Raw genomic sequence first — 21,404 nt, 5'->3', positions numbered from 1 at the left:
ACGCACGCATATCACCGCGTCATCCGGTACACCGTACCATTGCCAACCGAGATAAACAGAATACTGCCATCCGGGGCTTCGACAATATCCCGGACACGGAGGGTTTCATCTCCTTCGATCTGCTCGACCTCCCGGACAGCGCTGCCCTCCACGTCAAGTCGCGAAATATAGCTGAACTTGAGTGAACCGACGAACATGCTCCCTCTCCATTCGGGAAACATATCGCCTTGGTAAACCATCAATCCTGATGGGGCCATAGACGGATCCCAATAGAAGGCGGGTTGCTCCATCCCGTCTTGCGAGGTGCCCTCTCCGATGGTCGCGCCGGAATAGTGAACGCCATAGGAAATAACCGGCCATCCAAAATTGGCGCCTTTTCGCACGCGGTTCACCTCATCCCCGCCGCGCGCGCCATGCTCTGCTGTCCAAAGCGTGCCGCGGGCATCAAGCCCCGCACCCTGCGGATTGCGGTGTCCATAAGACCAGATATGTGGCTGGATGCCATCCTGACCGACAAAGGGGTTGTCGGCGGGTACAGTGCCGTCACGATTCACCCGAACAATAGCGCCATTATGGTTTGAACGGTCCTGGGCGGATGGGCGATCACCCCGATCACCAATGGTTGTATAAAGCGTACCATCCGGGGCTTCGACCACGCGGCTGCCGAAATGGCGGCCCGTACTACCGCCCCGAGCGCTTTCAAAAAGGTCGCGCAGGTTCTCAAGCCCCGCTCCATCGCGAGTAAATTCAGCCGCTGCGAGCGCTGTGCCTGACCCGCGCCCCTGTGGTTTAGAATAGGTGAGAAACACAGTACGCGACGTGGCGAAATCACGTGCCAGGGTAATGTCTAACAGTCCCCCCTGCCCTTGGGCTGCCACGCGCGGCACCCCATCCACTGCTCTGGCCTGACCACTGGACACATGCACCAGCCGCCCGTCGCGTTCGGTCACCAGAAGACTGCCGTCCGGCAACTCTGCCACCCCCCAAGGCTCATCCAATCCCGTGACCACCGGGGTCACCGTTACAGCACCTCGATCCGTCTCCAGCGCAAGGGCTGGTACGGGCAGTAAGGTCATGACTAAAACGGCAAAACGGGGCATCTGGGCATCCTCCATAATCGGTTTGCATCATAGCTAGTCATCCACGCGGCTTGATCCACCCACATTCCTGTGCGGTAGCTCGGACTATTCGACTTTTCTTTTTCTCATCGCCCGCTTACGCTCCGCGCCAGGACAATGATCCACAGGGAGAAAACAAAATGAAAAAACTGCTTATGGCGTCGGCCGCAACAGCGCTGATGGCTGGCACTGCATTCGCCGGTGGCCACGCGAAAGAAGTCAAAATCGGCATTATTCTGGGGTTCACCGGTCCCATTGAATCGCTGACACCGTCTATGGCTGACGGCGCCGAACTGGCAATGAAGGAAGTCACTGACTCCGGCCTGCTGCTCGACAGTGCCACAGTGACATCGGTCCGTGCGGACAGCACCTGCGTTGATGCTGGCGCGGCCACGGCCGCCGCTGAACGTCTGGTGACCTCGGACAAAGTCGATGGGATCATGGGCGCGGACTGCTCAGGCGTGACCGGTGCAATCCTGAATAACGTTGCGGTTGCCAACGGCGTCGTCATGGTGTCGCCCTCGGCCACCTCGCCCGGCTTGTCGCATAATGATAACGAAGATAACGGTCTTTTCTTCCGTACCGCGCCGTCGGACGCTCGTCAGGGCGTCGTGATGACCGAGGTGCTAATGGAAGAAGGCATTAAGGAAGTCGCCGTCACGTACACTAATAACGACTACGGCAAGGGGCTGGCGGATTCCTTCCAGGCCGCGTTCGAAGCCGCAGGCGGCAGCGTGACGATCAACGCAGCCCACGAAGACGGCAAAGCCGACTACTCGGCTGAAGTCGGCGCGTTGGCGGCGGCTGGCGGTGAGCGTCTGGTGGTCGCGGGCTACGTGGATCAGGGCGGCTCCGGTATCGTGCGTGCAGCTCTGGATTCCGGTGCCTTCGACACGTTCCACTTTCCTGACGGCATGATCGGCGCGAAGCTGCAGGAAAACTTTGGTGACGAGATCGAAGGTTCGACCGGTCAACACCCCGGCACCGATAGCCCGGGCGCGGCGAAATTCACGGAAATGGTTGGGGATGCGTTCGACGCCACCTCGCCCTTCACACCAGAAAGCTATGATGCTGCGGCCCTGATCATGCTGGCGATGCAAGCGGCCAACTCGAAAGACAGCAACGACTACAAAGACCATGTCATGGACGTTGCCAACGCGCCCGGCGAACAGATCTTCCCCGGTGAGCTGGCCAAGGCGCTACAGATCATCAAGGACGGTGGCGACATCGACTATGTTGGTGCGACAGCGGTCGAATTGATCGGTGCGGGCGAAAGCGCGGGCAACTACCGCCAGATCGTCATCGAGAGTGGCGAAATCACCACGGCCAAGTACCGCTAAACGGGCTTCAGAACCAATGGACAGCCCGGGTTCTCTCGGGCTGTTTCAATATCTTGAAGATCACTCTTAAAGTGACGCGGGGAAAGACATGATCGTCGTAGACGATATTCACAAACACTTCGGCGGGTTTCACGCGGTCGATGGTGCGTCGCTATCGATTCAACCCGGGTCAATTACTGGTCTAATTGGTCCGAACGGCGCCGGAAAAACCACTCTTTTCAATGTTATCGCTGGCGTTCTTCCACCAACGTCGGGACGCGTGACCATGGATGGCGATGACATCACTGGCCTGCCGCCCCACACGCTGTTCCACAAGGGTCTCCTGCGTACTTTCCAGATCGCGCATGAATTCAGTTCAATGTCCTGCCGCGAGAACCTTATGATGGTACCTGGCACGCAATCGGGCGAAACCCTTTGGAACACGTGGTTTGGACGCAAGCGGATCGCGGACGAGGAACGCGCACTCGCGGCCAAGGCTGACGAAGTGCTTGAGTTTCTGACCATCGAACACCTCGCCGACCACAAGGCCGGTCAGGTCTCTGGCGGGCAAAAGAAGCTTCTGGAACTTGGCCGCACCATGATGGTCGACGCCAAGATTGTTTTTTTGGACGAGGTTGGTGCAGGCGTAAACCGCACCCTACTCAACACCATCGGTGACGCGATCCTGCGTCTGAACAAAGAACGTAACTACACCTTTGTTGTTATTGAACACGACATGGATTTTATCGGGCGCATCTGCGACCCAGTGATTTGTATGGCCGAGGGCAAAGTACTTGCCGAAGGTACGCTGGACGAGATCAAGGCGAACGAGCATGTGATCGAGGCGTATCTGGGCACCGGTCTAAAGAATAAGGACAAAGTGGGCGCATGAAGGTCATTGCCTGTCTAGCCCTTGCGGCTCTGTTGCCCGTTGCCGCGATAGCTGATTGCAAACCCATTGTTGCGGACATCACCTATTGCTCGGACTTGCGCGAGAGAAACGCCTTTGCCACGCGCGCGGCGATGCCTGATCTGGTGACAACCTTCGTACTCCAGGACGACCCGCTTGTATCGTCCCATATCGCTGTCATGCCCATCGACCGGGACATCGCCTCTTGGGACGATGTCTTTGATATGGTGACATTTCAGATCATGGGCAAAGGCACGGCACGCTTCCATGAGCTGTCTGATTTTGTGAGTGGACCAGGCAAGATTGTTGGGGCTGATACGATGCGAACCGAAATGCTGGGCCGTCACAAAGATGGTGATGTAATGGCCGCCATCATGGTCGATGCACTGCCACTGCAAAACAACGTACTGTTGGTCTACACCGTCCAGGAAAAGCGCAGTAAGTCTGAACGCGTCGAGGTGGTGGAACAGCCCTTGCGCGACCTTCATATCGGGTCTCTGGCCCAGTTCAGGAGCGCCGAGTGACCACCTCCTCGAACAATCCCATCAGGACGCGCGCGGTAACAAAGACGTCTCGATTGCCAATCCCAAAGGGGCTGGCACGTTGCAGCATGTTCCCGGAACCGGAAAGACCATGAACACAGACACTGCCTTTTTGATCGGTGACACGATGACCAGCGGTTACGGCGCCGGACCGGATATCCTACACGATTGCACCATCGCGGTGAACCCGGGTGAGATTGCGGTGATCGTGGGCCCCAACGGTGCAGGCAAGTCGACCGCGATGAAGGCGGTGTTTGGCATGCTCACTGTCCGTCAAGGCTCTGTCCGGCTCGACGGCGAGGATATTACAGACCTGTCGCCACAGGACCGGGTGGCCAAGGGCATGGGTTTTGTCCCTCAGACCTCCAACATTTTCAGGTCCATGACCGTCGAGGAAAACTTGGAAATGGGTGCGTTCATCCGGCGCGACGACTTTCGCGAGACGATGGCACAAGTGTACGAGTTGTTCCCAATCCTCAAGGAAAAGCGGTATCAGGCCGCCGGAGAGCTGTCAGGCGGCCAGCGCCAGCAGGTCGCCGTTGGGCGTGCGCTGATGACCCAGCCCAAGGTGCTGATGCTGGACGAACCCACTGCGGGCGTCAGCCCCATCGTCATGGATGAACTCTTTGACCGCATCATCGAGGTGGCTCGCACCGGCATCCCGATCCTGATGGTCGAACAGAACGCCCGCCAAGCGCTTGAGATTGCAGACAAAGGTTATGTGTTGGTGCAAGGCCGGAACGCGTATACGGGGACCGGCAAGGAATTGTTGGCCGATCCAGAAGTGCGCAAGAGTTTTTTGGGGGGGTAAGACATGAAGACCTTTACCGTTCTGTCGTTGCCGGCGATTTTGGCTTGTGCAATGCCCGCCGTTGCTCAAACGAACCAAAAGATGGCGTGCCTGTTCACGACAGAGTGCGTGGACACAGACGGTTGCACTGCGACTGACTATGAGATGACGCTTACCTACTTGCTGAAGCCGCTTGGCCCAAAAGGTATGATTTCCCGTGCTCTCAAATCAGATTTGGCGGGCGAAACCCGTGGCTTAATGGCTGTGCGGAACGAGATGGCACAATATATCGCTGGCGACATATTCGAAGAAAACGAGGAGCGGCTCTTGGTGACTGAAACAGGCGATGCACGCTTCGTGGTCACATTGCCCGAAATACCCATGGTCATCACCTATTCTGGTCGTTGCGAGGTGATCGAATAATGGACCTCCTCAACGCCTTCATCACCCTCTCGAACTTCGTCCTGATCCCCGCCATCGCCTACGGCAGCCAACTGGCCCTCGGCGCGCTTGGGGTCACATTGATCTACGGCATCCTGCGCTTTTCGAATTTCGCCCATGGCGACACAATGGCCTTTGGCACCATGGCAACGATCCTCATCACCTGGGCCTTCCAGGCGGCAGGGATCAGCGCCGGCCCGCTGCCAACCGCCCTACTCGCCCTGCCCTTTGGCATCGCAGTCTGTGCGCTTTTCGTGCTGGCAACCGACCGCGGCGTCTACCGCTTCTACCGCGAACAAAAGGCGAAACCGATCATCTTCGTCATGGTTTCCCTTGGCGTCATGTTCATCATGAACGGCCTTGTGCGCTTTATCATCGGCCCCAACGACCAACGCTTTGCCGACGGCGAACGCTTCATTATCTCGGTGCGTGAGTTCAAGGCGCTGACCGGACTCAAGGAAGGTTTGGCAATCAAGACCACCCAGGGGCTTACCGTTATCACGGCCATCATCGTCGTGGCGCTGCTGTTCTACTTCCTGAACCGCACGCGCACGGGGAAGTCCATGCGGGCTTACTCAGACAACGAGGACCTGGCACTCCTGTCCGGCATCAACCCCGAGCGGGTGGTGATGGTCACATGGCTGATCGTGGCGGCATTGGCGACGGTTGCGGGAGTTCTCTACGGCCTCGACAAGTCGTTCAAGCCCTTTGTCTATTTCCAGCTTCTGCTGCCCATCTTCGCCTCCGCCATTGTGGGTGGGCTCGGCAACCCGCTGGGCGCCATAGCCGGCGGCTTTACCATCGCCTTTTCCGAAGTGATAATCACCTACGCTTGGAAAAAGGTGGCAGGCTACGCGCTACCCGACGCACTGGCCCCCGATGGCCTCGCCCAGCTTCTATCCACCGACTACAAATTCGCCGTCAGCTTCGTGATCCTGCTGATCGTGCTTCTGTTCCGGCCCACGGGCCTGTTTGCGGGGAAATCCGTATGACCGACACGACACGAAACTTCGTCTATTTCGGCTTCATCGCCGCTCTCATCATTGGCACCGGGATGATGACATCGTGGAACCTCGCCATCACCATTGTCAATTTCGGGCTGATCTCGGCCATCATGGCGCTGGGGGTGAACTTGCAATGGGGGTTCGCGGGTCTGTTCAACGTGGGCATCATGGGTTTCGTCGCCCTTGGAGGACTCGCCACTGTGCTGATCTCGATGCCGCCGGTGGGTGAGGCCTGGGCCGCCGGTGGGTTGCGCGTGATCCTTGCGTTGATCCTTGGCGCTGCTACGATTGTGGGCGCCATCCTCGCCTACAACGCGTTGCCCAAGGGGTACGTTCGGGCGCTTGGGATGATCGTGATCCTGATCGCCGGTTTTTTTATCTATCGTGGCGTCTTTGACGGTGGCGTGCAGGCCGTTGAGGCGGTGAACCCGGCCAATGCAGGCTATTTGGGGGGGCTTGGTCTGCCCGTGTTGATGGCGTGGCCCGTGGGTGGCGTGCTTGCCGCCGGGGCGGCCTGGATTATCGGCAAGACAGCTCTTGGCCTGCGATCGGACTATCTGGCCATTGCTACGCTGGGCATCGCCGAGATCATTATTGCAGTGCTCAAGAACGAGGATTGGCTGGCGCGCGGTGTGAAAAATGTAGTCGGACTGCCACGCCCAGCACCGTACGAGATCAACTTGCAAAAAAGCGAAACCTTCGTGGAGCGGGTCATCAACCTCGGCCTTGATCCGGTCACAGCCTCTACCCTCTGGGTCAAGACGATCTACGCGGGCCTTTTCACCGCAGTCCTTCTGATCCTGTTCCTATTGGCCCAACGCGCTCTGCATTCGCCATGGGGCCGCATGATGCGCGCAATCCGCGACAACGAAGTGGCCGCCGAAGCCATGGGCAAGGATGTCACGGCCCGCCACCTGCAAATCTTCGTGTTGGGTTCCGCCATCTGCGGCATCGCAGGCGCAATGATGACCACACTGGACGGACAACTCACACCGGGTACCTACCAACCGCTTCGTTTCACATTCCTGATCTGGGTCATGGTGATCGTGGGCGGGTCGGGCAACAACCTTGGCGCAGTTCTTGGCGGCTTCCTGATCTGGTGGCTCTGGGTCATGGTCGAACCGATCGGCCTATGGGTCATGCAAATAACCACCTCGGGCATGGCCGAAGGTTTCTGGCTACGCGAACATTTGCTCGATAGCGCCGCCCATATGCGACTTTTAACCATGGGGGTTGTCCTGCTTCTGGTGCTACGGTTCAGTCCGCGAGGGTTGATACCGGAGAGATAGCATGCAGCGCAGCGCGACCCGCACCAAATGGACGATTGCGGGGCTCTTGCTGCTGTTCGTGTTGATCCAGGGCTTTGTTTGGTACTCCGCCGCACGAGGCACACGTGGTCTTGCTGGCGATCCCTTAGCCATCGAGCGGCTGACCGGCCCAGGCACCAGCCTCATGGCACTCTTTGCTCATATGATATCAGGCGCCCTCGTCACACTGCCATCCGTCGTACAACTCGCGGAGCCAATCCGCCACCGCTGGCCGCGTGTTCACCGCATCTCTGGCCGCGTGCTTGCCGTAACAGCCTTGCTCACCGGAATGGGCGGTCTGACTTATATCGCACTCAGCAGCACTGTTGGCGGGCCACTGATGTCGGTTGCATTTGGCCTCTACGGCATCCTGATGATCGTGGCCGCGATTCAAACCCCGCGCCTTGCCATTTCCCGCGATTATACGCACCATCGCCGCTGGGGTTTGCGGCTCATTGTTCTGGGTTTGGGTTCATGGCTTTATCGGCTGCATTATGGCTTGTGGTACGGCATAACCTGCACACTCGGTGAAAACGTCTGCGGGCGAGCGGCGGAGCCGGACTTTTCCGGCCTGTTCGACCAAATCAATATGTTTGCCTTCTACCTGCCATATCTGTTGGTGCTGGAATGGTGGCTACGGCGCACGCCGGTTCTGGTCAGAACGTGATATCCGCCGCAACCCGCAGGTCGCGCAAGGGTCGCACGATGTCGATGGACTGCTGGTAGAGCGGATGTACCTTATAGGCGGCCAGCGCATGGTTGTCCTTGAACTCGGCATAAACGACCACATCGATTTCATCCGACAGTTCATCATTATGCGTGTTCTTCCGGACCGAGGTCACATCAGCATGCGGGTTTGCCTCCAGAATGGACAAGCCATCAAACACACGGTCCACATCCGCGCGATCCTTTGCCCTGAAGAATACAACATGTCTCAATCGATGCGCATCAGGCATGGCTGTCCGGGCCTCACATGGACAAAGGCGAAATGCCTTCCTGATTGATATGGTACACTGTCAACGACCTTTGAAGAGGCCGCCCAAAATGCCGCGCACCATCCGGCGACCCGTGGTTCCGGTCAGTTCTTTGACCACCATCTTTGTCATTGCCTCGCCAAAGCTTGCGCCACGGCGCGTGGAACGAGAGGTCGAACGGGTCACCCGCTTGCCCGAATAGCGGCGACCTGCATTGAACTCGCGCAAGACAGGTTCCATCTCCTCGGCCTTTTCCTCTGCTTCTGCCGCATCCTTTGCGGCGGTGTCAGCACGCGCGCTTAGGATTTCGAAGGCAGACTTCCTGTCCAACGTCTTATCGTACTTTCCAGCCATATCACTGGCCGTCAGATGAGCTTTGCGCTCGGCGCTCGTGATCGGCCCCAATTGCGACGAAGGTGGGCGGATCAAAGTGCGCTCGACAATCCCCGGCACACCTTTCTTTTGCAACATAGAGGTAACGGCTTCACCCACCCCCACTTCGCGAATGGCTTCTTCCGTTTCAAAGCGCGGGTTCTCACGGTAGGTTTCGGCAGCCATGCGCAATTCCTTGCGATCCTTGGCGGTAAAGGCGCGCAACGCGTGTTGGAACCGGTTGCCCAACTGGCCGAGGATATCCTCCGGAACGTCCGCAGGGTTTTGAGTGATAAAGTAGACGCCAACCCCCTTGGACCGGATCAGCCGCGCCACTTGTTCCACTTTGTCCACCAACGCCTTCGGGGCATCTTCGAACAGCAAGTGCGCTTCGTCGAAAAAGAAGACCAGCTTGGGCTTGTCCGGGTCACCTACCTCGGGCAGTTCCTCGAACAACTCGGACAACAGCCATAGCAGGAACGTGGCATAGAGCTTGGGCGCACCCATCAGCTGATCGGCAGCAAGGATGTTCACCATCCCTTTGCCTCCTGCGTCCGTTCGCATCAGGTCTGACAGCTCAAGCGCCGGCTCGCCGAACAATTGGCTCGCGCCCTGATTTTCCAACACAAGCAGCCGCCGTTGAATCGCGCCGATCGATTGTGACGACACGTTGCCATACCGCAAACTAAGATCCTTGGCATTCTCACCCACCCAGACCAAAAGCGCCTGAAGATCCTTCAGATCCAGCAGCGGCATGCCCTCTTCGTCCGCAAGGCGGAAGGCGATGTTCAGAATACCCTCTTGCGCCTCGGTCAACTCAAGCAGCTGAGCCAGTAAAAGCGGCCCCATCTCTGATACTGTCGTGCGCACCGGGTGCCCTTGCTGACCGAACATGTCCCAGAAGGTGACCGGACAGGCGTGGTAGCCATAGTCGGTAAACCCGATCTTCGCCGCACGCTCCGTGAATGGCTCGTGCAGCTTGTGATCCGAGGTACCCGATTTGGCCAGCCCGGACAGGTCGCCTTTGACGTCCGATAGAAACACCGGCACCCCGGCATTCGAGAAACCCTCGGCAAGGATTTGAAGTGTGACGGTCTTGCCCGTTCCCGTTGCCCCGGCGATCAGCCCATGGCGATTGGCGTATTTTAGCGTCAAGCCCTGCTTGTCAGCGTACTCAACACCGCCACCGCCGATAAAAAGACTGTCATTCATTGCCGTTAACCTTTTGTCCATTGGGCCTGCCGCGCTGACCATACAAAGTTAACAATTGGGTGCCATAGTGTTTTTGTTCCCGTCGAGATGTCCTCCTGGCGTGGAACACTTCCTCCCTGTCAGACTTGGCCGCGCTTCGTGCGCGGCCTTTTTTCAAACTGGACCGATCGGTTTAATTGTTGATTTCACAGTGGATTTATTTTCCAATATTCACTGTTGACCCTCGTCAAGCGCTCTCGTAACTTCCTGCACATAAGTCGGCCAGTCCGACGGGGAGAGAAAAGACACTGAAAGAGGGGGCTTTGGGGTCCCCTTTTTTGCTGTTTGTTGCCTGTCACGAAAACTTTGCCCTTTGGCCCTGACACTGCCCTTTGTCCGTGCTAGCAGTCAGGCAAATGCAACAAGAGCGGACCTGATATGCGCACTTCACTGATTGCCCTCTCCGTGGCTCTTTTGATGCCACTTGGTGTTATGGCCCAGTCTACGGACACAACAACCGAAGAAACAACAACCGAAGATACGACGACGGAAGGCACAACAACCGAAGGCACAACCGATGCCCCGTCCGTTGGCGATGCAATCGAAGATCAGTTGAGCTTGGGTGAGGACGCTTCGCTACCGCAGATTGGCCAGACTTACACCGCTGAAACCAACGATGCATGGGATTTGCGCTGCATAAAGGCGGAAGAAGGCGAAGAACCTTGCCAGATGTACCAGCTGATGTCTGATGACGAAGGTACACCGGTTGCTGAAATCTCGATCTTCCGCCTGCCGGAAGGTGGTCGTGCGGTTGCTGGTGCAACCATCATCGTACCGCTTGAAACATCGCTGCCCCAGCAGCTGACGATGGAAGTCGACGGCGGCCAAGCACGTCGCTATCCGTTCGCATTCTGCAATCAGATCGGGTGCTATTCACGCGTCGGTCTGGTGGCCGAGGAACTGGCGCAATTCCGTCGCGGCTCAAATGCCAAGCTGACAATCGTGCCGGCGCTCGCCCCCGACCAGAAGGTCGAGCTGAATATGTCGCTGAAAGGGTTCACCGCCTCTTTCGACAAGACATCGATTGCACAGTTTTAAGTTCGGTCCAAAACCGGACTTAAAAGGCCGTCTTTCGGGGCGGCCTTTATATTTTGCGTAGAGCCAGTACAGCGTTCATTCCACCAAAGGCAAAGGCGTTGGACAGAACCACGTCGACATTTGCCTCCCGCGCCTCGTTCGGAACAACATCAAGCGCACATTCCGGATCAGGTTCTTCATACCCAATGGTAGGCGCAATCACCCCTTCGCGGAGGGCCATAATACACGCCAACAATTCCACAGCGCCGGTACCACCAATCAGATGCCCATGCATCGACTTCGTGGATGAGATCATCAACTTGTCGGCATGCGGCCCAAAGACGTCCGCAACAGAAGCACATTCCGTCTTGTCGTTGGCCGCAGTGCCCGTTCCGTGTGCATTGATGTATCCGACATCATCCGCGTCAACGCCCGCATCAGCCAACGCGCCGGACATGGCCCGCGCTGCGCCATTCTTCGATGGCATGACGATATCAGCAGCATCCGACGACATGCCAAAACCTGCAACTTCGCACAGGATCTCTGCGCCGCGTGCACGAGCATGCTCGTATTCCTCGAACACGAAGATACCAGCGCCCTCGCCCTGCACCATACCGTTGCGGTTCGCTGAAAATGGGCGGCATGCATCCTTCGACATCACGCGTAGCCCTTCCCACGCCTTGATCCCGCCGAAGCACAGCATGCTTTCGGAACCGCCCGTAATCATCACGGGGGCCATGCCGGTGCGCACCATCTGAAAGGCCTGCGCCATGGCGTGATTGGACGACGCACAGGCCGTGGCAACGGTAAAGGACGGCCCCTTAAGGTTCCACTCCATGGAAACATGGCTGGCCGCTGCATTGTTCATCAGCTTCGGCACGACAAAGGGATGAACGCGGTTCTTTCCCTCTTCATAGACCAGACGATAATTCTGGTCCCACGTGCTGACACCTCCCGCAGCCGTGCCCAGGATGACACCGGACTTGGCAGCCTCATCGCCCGAAAAGATCAGGCCGGATTGCTCAATCGCCTCCTTTGCGGCGGCAAGGGTGAACTGCGTGAACCTGTCATACAGGCTCATCTGCTGGCGGTTGTACCGGCCCTCAGCCTCGAAACCACGGACCTGTCCACCGATCTTGATGGCCAGACGGTCAACATCCTGAAACTCCAAGGCGCCAATACCACATCGCCCCTCGCGCATGGCAGTCAGCGTTTCCGACACATTGTGGCCCAGGGCATTCACCGTGCCCGCCCCTGTAATGACGACGCGATGCATCAGATCTTCTGTTCTGACACCAGCTTTTCGATGCCGGTGATAATCGACTGTACGTTCGAAATATCGAAATCGCTTGCCTTGGGTTCATTAGCGTTGAACGGGATCTGGATGTCGAACTCTTCCTCGATGGCAAAAATGCTTTCCACGAGGCCCAGACTGTCGATCCCAAGATCCTCTAGCGTGTTCTCCAGAGCCACGTCGCCGCGCTCAAGCATCGCTTGCTCCGCAACAATCTCAATGACCTTGTCCTTGATGCTCATGACGCCCGCCCCCTTGCCTGACTTGGCGTTGATTTAGTCATTGGCACCGGACTTGAAAACCGCTTTCTTCAACTCCGCGACGTCGCGCAGAACGCGGGACAGCCGCCGTGTGTTCTTGAACATGTCCAGGTTGGTTTTCATTTCAGTGGCGGGATATCCAAGCATGACCTTCCCATCGCGCACAGAACTCAACACCTTGCTGGCCGCGCCCAATACCACGTTGTTGCCGATTGTCAGGTTGTCGGACACGCCGACCTGACCTGCCATCACAACGAAATTGCCAACCGTCACCGATCCGGCCAGGCCAACACAGCCACACAGCAGGTTGTCGTTGCCGACAACGCAGTTGTGGCCAATATGGACGAGGTTATCGATCTTGGTCCGGTCACCAACGGTCGTGGGACGAATCGTGCCATTGTCGATGACAGAGTTGCTGCCCACTTCGACGTCGTCCCCAATGACAATAGCGCCAAGGCTGGCAATGCGCGCCCAGGGTTGGCCGGTCGCCTCGCCCTGATCGCCCAAGGATTCTCGGACCGCCTCGACGCCGCTCTTTTCGGGTGTAACAAAGGAAAACCCGTCGCCACCAATACGTGCGCCCGGATTGGCGATGAAATTGGCGCCGATCCTGACGCCTGCGCCAATGCTCACATGTTCACGCAGATATGCCTTGGGACCAAGCGACACACGCCAGCCAACAAAAGACAAAGGACCAATGATGGCTCCGTCGCCGATCTGTGCCTCGGGTCCGATCACCGCGCCCGCGCCAACCGTGACATCCGCACCGATACGCGCACTGGGATCAACAATGGCGCTGGGATGGATGCCTGTCCCAAACCCCTGCCCTGCATCCGCAAGGGCCGTCAGCCGCGACATCGCAAAGCGGGGGCGTTGTGGCAGGACGGCAGCACGCAGGCCCAACGCCTCCCAATCGGCACCGTCCCAAAGCAGCGCAGCTTTCGCCTTACCTCCCGCTAGCGTGTCCGCGTATTTGACATTGCTAGCAAGGGCCAGATCCTCTGGCCCCGCCTGACCAGGCTCTGACAAGCCCGTCACCACCATGCTTGTGTCGCCAACCGCCTCCGCCTCAAGTGCATTGGCAATCTCGGCAATGGTGTATCGCATGACGGTCCCCTTTGGCTGCAGCCTCAGGGGCTGGATTTACCCCTGAACGGCACGCAGGGCCACCCCTGCATTCGCAAGTGCGCTCCAGATCTTGGCGTCACGACCGTAGATGTCGCGACGGTACTGGGTATGCCCCTTCGCAGTGGTAAAAGCCGTACGGTAGATCAAGTGAACAGGCACGGGTGCTTTCAGATCCACGCGGGTTTCCCGCCCCGTAGCCAGAACCGACTGGAAGTACTTTTCAGGCTGCGCTTCCTGTTTGGCCAGCAAAGCATAGGCAAAGTCGAACGGGTCGGCCAGGCGCACACACCCATGGCTATAAGCGCGTACTTCGCGTCCAAAAAGGTTTTTGGCCGGTGTGTCGTGCAAATAGATGTTGTGCACATTGGGGAACATGAACTTGACCAACCCTAACGCGTTGCCCTTCGAGGGTGGCTGACGCATGGCAAACGGGAATGTCTTTTCCGTGTACTGCGAGAAATTCACGGCACCACGATTGACCTTGCGGCCACGCCTGTCGGTGATCTCGATATGGCGCACGGCGTTGCGGTTCCGCTTGAGCGCCGGCAGATATTCCTTGGTTACGATCGAACGCGGCACATACCAGCTGGGATTGATGACCATGAATTCCATCACGTCCGAGAACTCGGGCGTCGGGCGGTCATCCTTGTTGGCGCCCACAACCGAACGGGTCTGGAAGGTCACCTTGCCCCCATCAATAATCTTGGCTGTGAAGTCCGGGATGTTGACCAGAATGTGACGCTTGCCGCGTTCCTGGTTGACCCACCGCTCACGCTCCATCGCAACGATGATGGATTGCAGACGTTGCTGCACGGATTTGTTCAGCTCGGTGATCGTCCCCTGCCCGGCCACGCCATCGGCGTCCAGACCATGTGCCAGTTGGAACTGCTGCACCGCAGATTGAATGCTCGCATCATAGGTCTGCGTGTTGGTGCGTTTGAGGAACCCCATGGTGATCAGGCGGTTACGCATGATGGCAACTGCGTCACCCGATTGGCCAGGTTTCAGCGCGTTCACAGGCACCTTCTGCCCCCACCCTCCCTTGTTGAGAAGGCGCTCCATCCGCAGCTTTTCCTTCATCAGGGCATTGTACTCCATAGTCTTCGGCGCCAGCGCTTTGAAGAAGCCGGACGGGGATGATTTCGAGAAGTTCACAAGATATGATGTGCGGTCGCGGTACGGCACCTGACGCACAATGGCTCGGTCCACACGCGACGGGACCAGAACGCCGGTCTGTAGATCGCGGGCGTATTGCAGGAAGGTGCGGCTCATCTCGACCTCGACCAGACCACGATCCCGCTGGGTCTTGGCAGCCTTCATCTTGGCCTGCAACCTCGCAGCGTCATAGCGCGCGACGGGTAAACCGTGATTGCCTGCATTGGACAATGCCTTGAACAGGGCCGCACGACGCTGGCGTTCACGACCCGTTCGGCCTGTCCACAGACTTTCGTAAGCGTTCGCCTTGTAAAAAGCCGAGATATCCGCGTCACGTGCTGCCGCTTCGGCCACTGCCTGTTTGAAGGCCGTCACCTGCGCCGAAGCTGATTGCGGCGCTGCGACGAAAAAAGCCGCAACGGTCATGGCCAAAGCCACCATCCAAATCCGAGAAAAAATCACCGTCATATCGCACCTATTATTACTGCACGCCAACTGCCGAGAACTATCCCAAAGCGGCGTGAACCCTGTCTATTCACATTGATGGCATGGCAGCAAGAAGCACTTGCATGATGCCTGCATGCATCGCCTTGGGGCGTTTGCGCCACAATGGCCAGAGTTTGCGCAAAAATCTGCCCAAATGACTTGCGACCCTCGTTTGACCCGATTCAGCACTTGGTAAACGAATCAAGCTATGTCATAGAAATGTTGCATCTGGGGATGAGATGGCAAACTCCGTGTAACATCACGGACAGGCAGACGTACGGGACGCGCAGTGACATGACAAAAAATACCTCTACGGGCATGACCCGCCGGGCAGTACTTGGCGCATTCGCGGCAACAACGCTTACAGCGGCACCAACTTTCTCAAACGCAGCAGGTTTCCTTCGAGGTGCAGGCGATATTCGCAGGCTTCGGATGTATTCCGGTCGCACCGGCGAACGGATCGACATGATCTATTGGATCGAAGGTCACTACATCAAGGACGCGGTCAAAGAAGTGAACCACTTCATGCGTGACTGGCGGACGGATGACGTGAAATCCATGGATTTGCGCAATGTTGACATCATGGCAGCGGCACATAACCTGCTCGATGTTGATGAGCCCTACATGCTTCTGTCGGGCTACCGTAGCCCGAAAACCAACGCCATGCTGCGTTCGCGCAGCCGCGGCGTGGCCAAGAACTCCCTCCACATGAAGGGTCAGGCAGCAGATCTGCGCCTGTCCACCCGATCAGTGAGCCAGATGGCACGAGCGGCCCAAGCGTGTCGAGGTGGCGGCGTCGGCAAGTACTCCGGCTCGAACTTCGTGCACATGGATTGCGGTGTCGTGCGCTCGTGGGGCGGCTAAACCTGCACGCCCATAATTCGAGTTAAGGCGCCAGTGGCGCCTTTTTTTGTTTAAAGGGGCCGCTATTTCTTAATGAATGAGACCTGCTTGGCGGCGTCGACGGATATTTGGTCAATACCTATACGTACGCTCTGCAAAAATGCGCGGTCTTCTGCCAGACCGGACATGAAACTGTGACACAGCAGCGATACGCGCCTAACGTCAACGACAGAACAACTCCCGGGGGATCCTCATGACACATCTCATTTCACGTCGCACATTTCTGGCCACCACGGCCACCTTTGCGGCCATGCACCCATTCTCCCTGCGCGCCAGCACCAATCAGGCGCACCTACGCATCATGGAAACCACCGACCTGCACGTGCATGTCTTCCCCTACGACTACTACGCCGACAAACCCCGCAACACGGTGGGCCTGTCACGCACGGCCTCGATCATCGAAAGCATCCGGGCCGAGGCCACGAACTCAATGCTCATCGACAACGGCGACTTCCTGCAGGGCAACCCGATGGGCGACTACATCGCCTACGAACGGGGCATGAAGGAAGGCGACAGCCACCCGATCATCACCGCCATGAACACCGTCGGCTTTGACGCGGCCACCTTGGGCAACCACGAATTCAACTACGGCCTCGATTTCCTGATGAAGTCGCTTGCAGGCGCCGACTTCCCGGTGGTTTGCGCCAACGTGTCCAAGGAACAAGGCGCAGATGCAGCCGCCGACACCACGCTGGTGCCGCCCTTCGCTATCCTTGATCGGACGGTCACGGATGGCTCCGGTGAAACGCACCCGATCAAGGTCGGCCTCATCGGCTTCGTCCCACCCCAGATCATGAACTGGGACCGCCGCCACCTCGAAGGCAACGTGCAGGCCCGTGACATCGTCGAAACGGCCAAAACGCTTGTTCCACTGATGAAAGAACAAGGCACCGACATCATCATCGCGCTCAGCCACTCAGGCATCGGGGCCGCAGACCACTCGGACGGTATGGAAAACGCTTCCGTCCCCCTCGCCGCCGTGGACGGCATCGATGCGATCCTGACGGGCCACCACCATCAGGTCTTCCCCTCGCCCACCTACGCCGACATGCCTGCGGTCGACGTGGCCAACGGCACAATCCACGGCAAACCCGCCGCCATGGGCGGCTTCTGGGGTTCGCATCTCGGCGTGATCGACCTGATGCTGGAACGCGATGGCTCAAGCTGGCGCATCACCGGCCACGGGTCTGAAGCTCGCCCCATCTCCAAACGCAACGAAGACCGTTCTGTCACAGCCCTCGTGGAAGACCACCAACCGGTCCTCGACAGCGTGCAAGCCGACCACGACGCCACACTGGCCTATGTCCGCCGCGCCGTGGGCAAGACCGACGCACCGCTGCACAGCTACTTTGCACTCGTGGCCGACGACCCCTCGGTCCAGATCGTGTCGATCGCCCAAAGCTGGTACATCGCCCAGATGATGCAGGGCACCGAATACGAGGAGCTGCCGATCCTCTCCGCCGCCGCGCCCTTCAAGGCGGGCGGCCGTGGTGGCCCCGAATACTTCACCGACGTGCCAAAGGGCGATGTCGCAATCAAGAACGTGTCGGACCTTTACCTCTATCCCAACACCGCCCGCGCCGTGCTGGTCACAGGGGCCGAGGTCAAGGATTGGCTGGAACGCTCTGCCGGCATGTTCAACCAGGTCGAGGCGGGCAGCACCGATGCGCCGCTCCTGAACCCCGAATTCCCGTCTTACAATTTCGACGTGATGGACGGCGTGACCTACCAAATCGACCTGAGCCAACCTTCGAAATTCGACACCAAGGGCGAATTGATCAATGCGGACGCCAACCGCATCGTTGACCTGAAGTTCAACGGAGAACCTATTGACCCTGAACAACAGTTTATCATCGCAACCAACAACTATCGTGCGGGTGGCGGTGGCAACTTCCCCGGTGCCAAGGGCGACACGATTGTCTTTGAAGCCCCCGACACAAACCGCGATGTAATCGTGCGCTACATCGTCGAACAGGGCACGATCAGCCCCCGCGCCGACGCCAACTGGTCCTTTGCTCCGCTCGACGGAACGTCAGTCCTGTTCGAAACGGGTCCCAAGGCGCAGGACTATATCGACGATGTCAAAGGGGTAACAATCGAGCCTGCAGGCGACGGCCCGGAAGGTTTTGCGCAGTTCCGTATCTCGCTTTGACGTGCGGGGCGCAGGGCACCTGCGCCTTACGATTTTGCAATTGCAGGGCGCGGATGGCACCGCTATACCGCGCCCCAGTGGACCATTAGCTCAGCTGGATAGAGCGCTGCCCTCCGAAGGCAGAGGCCAGAGGTTCGAATCCTCTATGGTCCGCCATTTTCACCAATGCTAAAGCACAACGTCATCGTGCAGCAAACCATCCGCGCACAGCGTTCATTTTGACGTCCCTGGAAAACAGAGAAACAGTACCCAAAAATCTTCGCAATACTGGTATGGAACTGCTTCCCGGTTTGGCGAATTCAGGCACTCAGCAACGCTTTGCCCAACGCAGCGTCGATGCACAGATGGGTGGCCAAACCTCCCATTATGGCAGCCTGAATGGCATCAAGACGATCTTCACCACAGACGACCAACATACGTTTCTTTGCGGCACGCAGGTCGGCAAGCTCGGAGGCGATTATGCGGTCGGTTGGTGGCAAAGAGATCCCGCGCCCGTCAGCGTCGATAAACCTGCAGCAAATGATGCCCCGCGCGCCTTTCGCCTGGGCTGCGTGCAGTTCTTTGACTGTTGTCATGCCTGCCGCCGCCATATGTGTCTCATCCGACAGGTTGCCGATCGAATAGGCCACCATGTCGAGATTTTGCAGCCGCTCCAGTTGGGTTGCAATTGTGGGTTCATCGCGGAAAAGCTGTGCAAGCTCAGGGGTCGATGCCAAGGCCGGTGCATGCAGGGTATAGCATACGGCACCGATCTGGCTGGCGATACGGATGGTGCAGTTTTCCGATGCCGGGACCCTTTTGGAAATCATGGAACCGATTAGCTGACTGACCTCTGCCCCTTCGACCCGCACACGCGGCAAGGCGTCGGACATCGCCATGATTGTCTCGCCCCACGCGATCCCGATCCGGTCGCCCGGTTCGACTATGTCGAGAAAAGCCATGCTGGCCACCCGCCCCAACTGGCGCAACACTGCAGCCCGGTCCACGGCCTGTGTGTCAAAAACGTCCGAGACATAGACATCCTCAAGGTCGAACTTCGAGGCCAACTCGCGCGCCAGCGTGCTCTCTTTCAGCTGTTCGCCGTTCACATGGATTTCGACAATGCCTTGATCGCGCGCCTCGCGCAGCAGGTTGACCACCGTCACCCGCGAGACTTGCAAACGCTTGGCAATCTCGCTTTGGGTCAGTCCCTCGCCGTAGTATAGCAGCGCGACGTTGGACAACCGCGCCGTGCGATCGTGGTCTTTCGAAAATGTGCCACCGGTCTTGTTCATCCTTAGCTTTTGACGTCTTTCTTGCCGCTTTGTCCATAATTCACATGAAACCATTTGTAGCAGCGTTCGATTTCTTCTTGTGGCAGCTCTTCAACGGGGCCACGGCACATGGCCAAATGCGTCGTCATCGCCGCCTCCTCCAGATACATAGCAAAACTCGTAGCCATGGTCGCAGATGTGCCCATGGTGAAAACACCGTGGGCCTTGACCAGCACAGCCCAACCGCCGTCCGCTGCATCGATGATGGCTTGGCCGGTATCGACCTCGCCCGGTGTGGCATAACGCGAACACGGCACGTCACGTCCAAGCATGTGTGTGATCGGGGTCATCACCGCAGGGATCCTCTCGCCACGTGCGGCAAAGCTGGATGCGTAGGGCGAATGGGTGTGAGTGATGCCAAAGACATCAGCGCGATGTCGGTAGATATAAAGATGGATGCCGGTATCGACTGAAGGTTTCATTTCACCCTCGACCACGTTGCCGTCGAGATCCACCACGACCATCGTTTCCGGTGTCAGTTTGGCAAATTTCACACCGGAGGGCTTGATAACGATCAGACCAGTCTCGGGGTCCCTTCCTGAAACATTGCCGCCGGAGCCTACAACCAGGCCGTTATTCGGCAGCTCGTGGTTCTGCGCACAGACTTCCTGTTTCAGCGCTTCAAGCATTGGACACACCGTGGGGATAGACCACGATTTTGAGAGACCTTTCCGCCTCAACCAGCATTCTGAACGCCTCCGCACTGTCAGCGATGTCGAAGCGGTGCGAGATTGCATCGCCTGCATTGATGCGACCCGCCTCAAGGAGGCGGATGTAGCTGTATGTGTCGGTATGATCTGACGAGTAGCGCGAGGTAATGGTAATCTGGTCAAAGTAAGCCTTGTGGCCGTTCTGCACCCAGTCAGCGTCCGGTGGCAACGGTGCGCCGAGGTGAAGACATCCACCCACTTCAACCAATTTAAGCGCCTGATCCCAGGCAGATGGAAAGGGCGCGATGACAATCACGGTATCGGCCAAGCGACCATTGTTGAGGGCGCGCATGGCTTCTACCGCATCCTCTGACTTTGGGTTGATCGTGTGGGTTGCGCCGAAGTGGCGGGCTTTCTCAAGCCGCCAATCCGAGAAATCAAGTGCCACAACCCTGCCCGCACCGAACAGTGGCGCCATGTGCACGAAACCCTGTCCCATGAAGCCGGCGCCGACCACGGCCACGGTGTCTCCGGGTTGGATGTTGCAAACCTTGAGGCCGGACAGAACACAGGACCATGGCTCAATCGTCACGGCCTCTTCATCGCTGATATTGCCCGGCAGCTTATGGGTATCCATTGCGAGGTGTTGCGTCGTGACTTTGTAGTAATCACAGACCCCACCGGGATCGAGCCGCATGGTCTTGTAGAACGGGTCGCGTGTAAAATGACCTCGCCGGGACAGATGGCTGTCGATGCGGCCAACATGGTGGTTCACGAAAACGCGGTCGCCGACGTTATAATCGGTTACGCCAGCGCCGACCTCAAACACCTCACCTACCGGTTCATGCCCGAGCACCTTGGGTTCTGTCTTGTACCAGGCCATCGTTTCGCCACCACAAAGGCCGCAGGCGCGGGTTTTCAATAGCATTTCACCGGGCCCAACCTCGGGCACTGGAACATCCTCCAGTCGGATATCGTCGATCGCATATTGGACCGCAGCCTTCATCATGTTCGTCAT

Annotated in this window: 21 protein-coding genes and 1 tRNA gene; 12 read left to right on the top strand and 10 right to left on the bottom strand. The window is 58.0% G+C overall.

What is annotated here, in order from left to right:
* Window positions 1–11: 11 nt before the first annotated feature.
* Window positions 12–1,100 (bottom strand): PQQ-dependent sugar dehydrogenase, encoded by a 1,089-nt coding sequence (locus tag Q1A75_RS15435; protein WP_299547432.1) that lies wholly within the window; start codon window positions 1,098–1,100, stop codon window positions 12–14.
* A 158-nt stretch (window positions 1,101–1,258) separates the two neighbouring features.
* Between Q1A75_RS15435 and Q1A75_RS15430 the strand changes: the two genes are divergently transcribed.
* The 8 genes from Q1A75_RS15430 (at window position 1,259) to Q1A75_RS15395 (ending at window position 8,098) form a co-directional block, all read left to right on the top strand.
* Window positions 1,259–2,458: an ABC transporter substrate-binding protein gene (locus tag Q1A75_RS15430; protein WP_299547429.1), complete on the top strand. Its 1,200-nt coding sequence runs from the start codon at window positions 1,259–1,261 to the stop codon at window positions 2,456–2,458.
* Between the two features lie 88 nt (window positions 2,459–2,546).
* Window positions 2,547–3,329, top strand: coding sequence for an ABC transporter ATP-binding protein (locus Q1A75_RS15425; protein ID WP_299547426.1), 783 nt, complete (start codon window positions 2,547–2,549; stop codon window positions 3,327–3,329).
* On the top strand, window positions 3,326–3,871 hold the full coding sequence (locus Q1A75_RS15420) for a hypothetical protein (RefSeq protein WP_299547423.1): 546 nt from the start codon (window positions 3,326–3,328) through the stop codon (window positions 3,869–3,871). Before Q1A75_RS15425 ends, Q1A75_RS15420 begins: the two co-directional genes overlap by 4 nt.
* Before the next feature lie 109 nt (window positions 3,872–3,980).
* Window positions 3,981–4,700: an ABC transporter ATP-binding protein gene (locus Q1A75_RS15415; protein WP_299547420.1), complete on the top strand. Its 720-nt coding sequence runs from the start codon at window positions 3,981–3,983 to the stop codon at window positions 4,698–4,700.
* 144 nt (window positions 4,701–4,844) lie between these two features.
* Window positions 4,845–5,102, top strand: coding sequence for a hypothetical protein (locus Q1A75_RS15410; protein WP_299547417.1), 258 nt, complete (start codon window positions 4,845–4,847; stop codon window positions 5,100–5,102).
* Entirely contained in the window at window positions 5,102–6,112 is a 1,011-nt protein-coding gene (locus tag Q1A75_RS15405; RefSeq protein ID WP_299547414.1) for a branched-chain amino acid ABC transporter permease, read from the top strand. Before Q1A75_RS15410 ends, Q1A75_RS15405 begins: the two co-directional genes overlap by 1 nt.
* Window positions 6,109–7,413 carry a branched-chain amino acid ABC transporter permease gene (locus Q1A75_RS15400; RefSeq protein ID WP_299547411.1) on the top strand — a complete coding sequence of 435 codons (1,305 nt, stop codon included), beginning with the start codon at window positions 6,109–6,111 and terminating at the stop codon, window positions 7,411–7,413. The genes Q1A75_RS15405 and Q1A75_RS15400 overlap by 4 nt, the downstream gene beginning before the upstream one ends.
* A gap of 1 nt (window position 7,414) precedes the next feature.
* The gene (locus tag Q1A75_RS15395; RefSeq protein ID WP_299547408.1) at window positions 7,415–8,098 is read left to right on the top strand and encodes a DUF2306 domain-containing protein; all 684 of its coding nucleotides are present in this window, start codon (window positions 7,415–7,417) and stop codon (window positions 8,096–8,098) included.
* On the opposite strand, the gene Q1A75_RS15390 is transcribed toward Q1A75_RS15395, so the two are convergent.
* Window positions 8,088–8,327: a Dabb family protein gene (locus Q1A75_RS15390; protein ID WP_366142211.1), complete on the bottom strand. Its 240-nt coding sequence runs from the start codon at window positions 8,325–8,327 to the stop codon at window positions 8,088–8,090. The two genes, Q1A75_RS15395 and Q1A75_RS15390, sit on opposite strands and share 11 nt — an antisense overlap.
* Before the next feature lie 120 nt (window positions 8,328–8,447).
* Window positions 8,448–9,989 (bottom strand): helicase HerA-like domain-containing protein, encoded by a 1,542-nt coding sequence (locus tag Q1A75_RS15385; RefSeq protein ID WP_299547402.1) that lies wholly within the window; start codon window positions 9,987–9,989, stop codon window positions 8,448–8,450.
* Between the two features lie 417 nt (window positions 9,990–10,406).
* On the opposite strand from Q1A75_RS15385, the gene Q1A75_RS15380 reads away from it, so the two are divergent.
* Window positions 10,407–11,066 carry an invasion associated locus B family protein gene (locus tag Q1A75_RS15380; protein ID WP_299547399.1) on the top strand — a complete coding sequence of 220 codons (660 nt, stop codon included), beginning with the start codon at window positions 10,407–10,409 and terminating at the stop codon, window positions 11,064–11,066.
* A gap of 46 nt (window positions 11,067–11,112) precedes the next feature.
* On the opposite strand, the gene Q1A75_RS15375 is transcribed toward Q1A75_RS15380, so the two are convergent.
* Genes Q1A75_RS15375 through Q1A75_RS15360 form a run of 4 tightly spaced genes read right to left on the bottom strand, consistent with a single transcriptional unit; the run spans window position 11,113 to window position 15,323 of the window.
* Window positions 11,113–12,321 (bottom strand): beta-ketoacyl-[acyl-carrier-protein] synthase family protein, encoded by a 1,209-nt coding sequence (locus Q1A75_RS15375; protein ID WP_299547396.1) that lies wholly within the window; start codon window positions 12,319–12,321, stop codon window positions 11,113–11,115.
* Entirely contained in the window at window positions 12,321–12,581 is a 261-nt protein-coding gene (locus tag Q1A75_RS15370; protein WP_299547393.1) for a phosphopantetheine-binding protein, read from the bottom strand. Before Q1A75_RS15370 ends, Q1A75_RS15375 begins: the two co-directional genes overlap by 1 nt.
* Window positions 12,582–12,614: 33 nt before the next feature.
* Window positions 12,615–13,706 (bottom strand): UDP-3-O-(3-hydroxymyristoyl)glucosamine N-acyltransferase, encoded by a 1,092-nt coding sequence (gene lpxD / locus Q1A75_RS15365; protein WP_299547390.1) that lies wholly within the window; start codon window positions 13,704–13,706, stop codon window positions 12,615–12,617.
* Window positions 13,707–13,742: 36 nt separating this feature from the next.
* Window positions 13,743–15,323, bottom strand: coding sequence for a L,D-transpeptidase family protein (locus Q1A75_RS15360; protein WP_299547472.1), 1,581 nt, complete (start codon window positions 15,321–15,323; stop codon window positions 13,743–13,745).
* Between the two features lie 339 nt (window positions 15,324–15,662).
* Here Q1A75_RS15360 and Q1A75_RS15355 point away from each other — a divergent pair, with 339 nt between their 5' ends.
* From Q1A75_RS15355 to Q1A75_RS15345, 3 genes are all read left to right on the top strand, one after another.
* Complete coding sequence (locus tag Q1A75_RS15355; RefSeq protein WP_299547387.1) at window positions 15,663–16,232, top strand: DUF882 domain-containing protein; 570 nt, start codon at window positions 15,663–15,665, stop codon at window positions 16,230–16,232.
* Between the two features lie 232 nt (window positions 16,233–16,464).
* Window positions 16,465–18,423 carry a bifunctional 2',3'-cyclic-nucleotide 2'-phosphodiesterase/3'-nucleotidase gene (locus Q1A75_RS15350; RefSeq protein ID WP_299547384.1) on the top strand — a complete coding sequence of 653 codons (1,959 nt, stop codon included), beginning with the start codon at window positions 16,465–16,467 and terminating at the stop codon, window positions 18,421–18,423.
* A gap of 79 nt (window positions 18,424–18,502) precedes the next feature.
* A tRNA-Arg gene (locus Q1A75_RS15345) sits at window positions 18,503–18,579 on the top strand.
* A 143-nt stretch (window positions 18,580–18,722) separates the two neighbouring features.
* Here the strand turns inward: Q1A75_RS15345 and Q1A75_RS15340 are convergent.
* The 3 genes from Q1A75_RS15340 to Q1A75_RS15330 are packed head-to-tail and all read right to left on the bottom strand — an operon-like array spanning window position 18,723 to window position 21,404.
* Window positions 18,723–19,697, bottom strand: coding sequence for a sugar-binding domain-containing protein (locus tag Q1A75_RS15340; protein ID WP_299547381.1), 975 nt, complete (start codon window positions 19,695–19,697; stop codon window positions 18,723–18,725).
* Between the two features lie 2 nt (window positions 19,698–19,699).
* The gene (locus Q1A75_RS15335; RefSeq protein ID WP_299547378.1) at window positions 19,700–20,365 is read right to left on the bottom strand and encodes a class II aldolase/adducin family protein; all 666 of its coding nucleotides are present in this window, start codon (window positions 20,363–20,365) and stop codon (window positions 19,700–19,702) included.
* Entirely contained in the window at window positions 20,358–21,404 is a 1,047-nt protein-coding gene (locus Q1A75_RS15330) for a zinc-binding dehydrogenase (protein WP_299547375.1), read from the bottom strand. Before Q1A75_RS15330 ends, Q1A75_RS15335 begins: the two co-directional genes overlap by 8 nt.

Source organism: uncultured Tateyamaria sp., assembly GCF_947504105.1.
Classification (GTDB): Bacteria; Pseudomonadota; Alphaproteobacteria; order Rhodobacterales; family Rhodobacteraceae; genus Tateyamaria.
Note: the sequence above shows the minus strand (reverse complement) of the source record. Positions and strands in the feature narration are given on the sequence as shown.

Excerpts from the sequence above, each read along its gene's own strand:
- Q1A75_RS15415 (WP_299547420.1), top strand. The coding sequence starts at position 3,981 with ATGAACACAGACACTGCCTTTTTGATCGGTGACACGATGACCAGCGGT.
- lpxD (WP_299547390.1), bottom strand. The coding sequence starts at position 13,706 with ATGCGATACACCATTGCCGAGATTGCCAATGCACTTGAGGCGGAGGCG.
- Q1A75_RS15340 (WP_299547381.1), bottom strand. The coding sequence starts at position 19,697 with ATGAACAAGACCGGTGGCACATTTTCGAAAGACCACGATCGCACGGCG.
- Q1A75_RS15435 (WP_299547432.1), bottom strand. The coding sequence starts at position 1,100 with ATGCCCCGTTTTGCCGTTTTAGTCATGACCTTACTGCCCGTACCAGCC.
- Q1A75_RS15350 (WP_299547384.1), top strand. The coding sequence starts at position 16,465 with ATGACACATCTCATTTCACGTCGCACATTTCTGGCCACCACGGCCACC.
- Q1A75_RS15385 (WP_299547402.1), bottom strand. The coding sequence starts at position 9,989 with ATGAATGACAGTCTTTTTATCGGCGGTGGCGGTGTTGAGTACGCTGAC.
- Q1A75_RS15410 (WP_299547417.1), top strand. The coding sequence starts at position 4,845 with ATGACGCTTACCTACTTGCTGAAGCCGCTTGGCCCAAAAGGTATGATT.
- Q1A75_RS15360 (WP_299547472.1), bottom strand. The coding sequence starts at position 15,323 with ATGGTGGCTTTGGCCATGACCGTTGCGGCTTTTTTCGTCGCAGCGCCG.
- Q1A75_RS15370 (WP_299547393.1), bottom strand. The coding sequence starts at position 12,581 with ATGAGCATCAAGGACAAGGTCATTGAGATTGTTGCGGAGCAAGCGATG.
- Q1A75_RS15430 (WP_299547429.1), top strand. The coding sequence starts at position 1,259 with ATGAAAAAACTGCTTATGGCGTCGGCCGCAACAGCGCTGATGGCTGGC.
- Q1A75_RS15380 (WP_299547399.1), top strand. The coding sequence starts at position 10,407 with ATGCGCACTTCACTGATTGCCCTCTCCGTGGCTCTTTTGATGCCACTT.
- Q1A75_RS15395 (WP_299547408.1), top strand. The coding sequence starts at position 7,415 with ATGCAGCGCAGCGCGACCCGCACCAAATGGACGATTGCGGGGCTCTTG.
- Q1A75_RS15335 (WP_299547378.1), bottom strand. The coding sequence starts at position 20,365 with ATGCTTGAAGCGCTGAAACAGGAAGTCTGTGCGCAGAACCACGAGCTG.
- Q1A75_RS15420 (WP_299547423.1), top strand. The coding sequence starts at position 3,326 with ATGAAGGTCATTGCCTGTCTAGCCCTTGCGGCTCTGTTGCCCGTTGCC.
- Q1A75_RS15355 (WP_299547387.1), top strand. The coding sequence starts at position 15,663 with ATGACAAAAAATACCTCTACGGGCATGACCCGCCGGGCAGTACTTGGC.
- Q1A75_RS15375 (WP_299547396.1), bottom strand. The coding sequence starts at position 12,321 with ATGCATCGCGTCGTCATTACAGGGGCGGGCACGGTGAATGCCCTGGGC.
- Q1A75_RS15425 (WP_299547426.1), top strand. The coding sequence starts at position 2,547 with ATGATCGTCGTAGACGATATTCACAAACACTTCGGCGGGTTTCACGCG.
- Q1A75_RS15330 (WP_299547375.1), bottom strand. The coding sequence starts at position 21,404 with ATGACGAACATGATGAAGGCTGCGGTCCAATATGCGATCGACGATATC.
- Q1A75_RS15405 (WP_299547414.1), top strand. The coding sequence starts at position 5,102 with ATGGACCTCCTCAACGCCTTCATCACCCTCTCGAACTTCGTCCTGATC.
- Q1A75_RS15400 (WP_299547411.1), top strand. The coding sequence starts at position 6,109 with ATGACCGACACGACACGAAACTTCGTCTATTTCGGCTTCATCGCCGCT.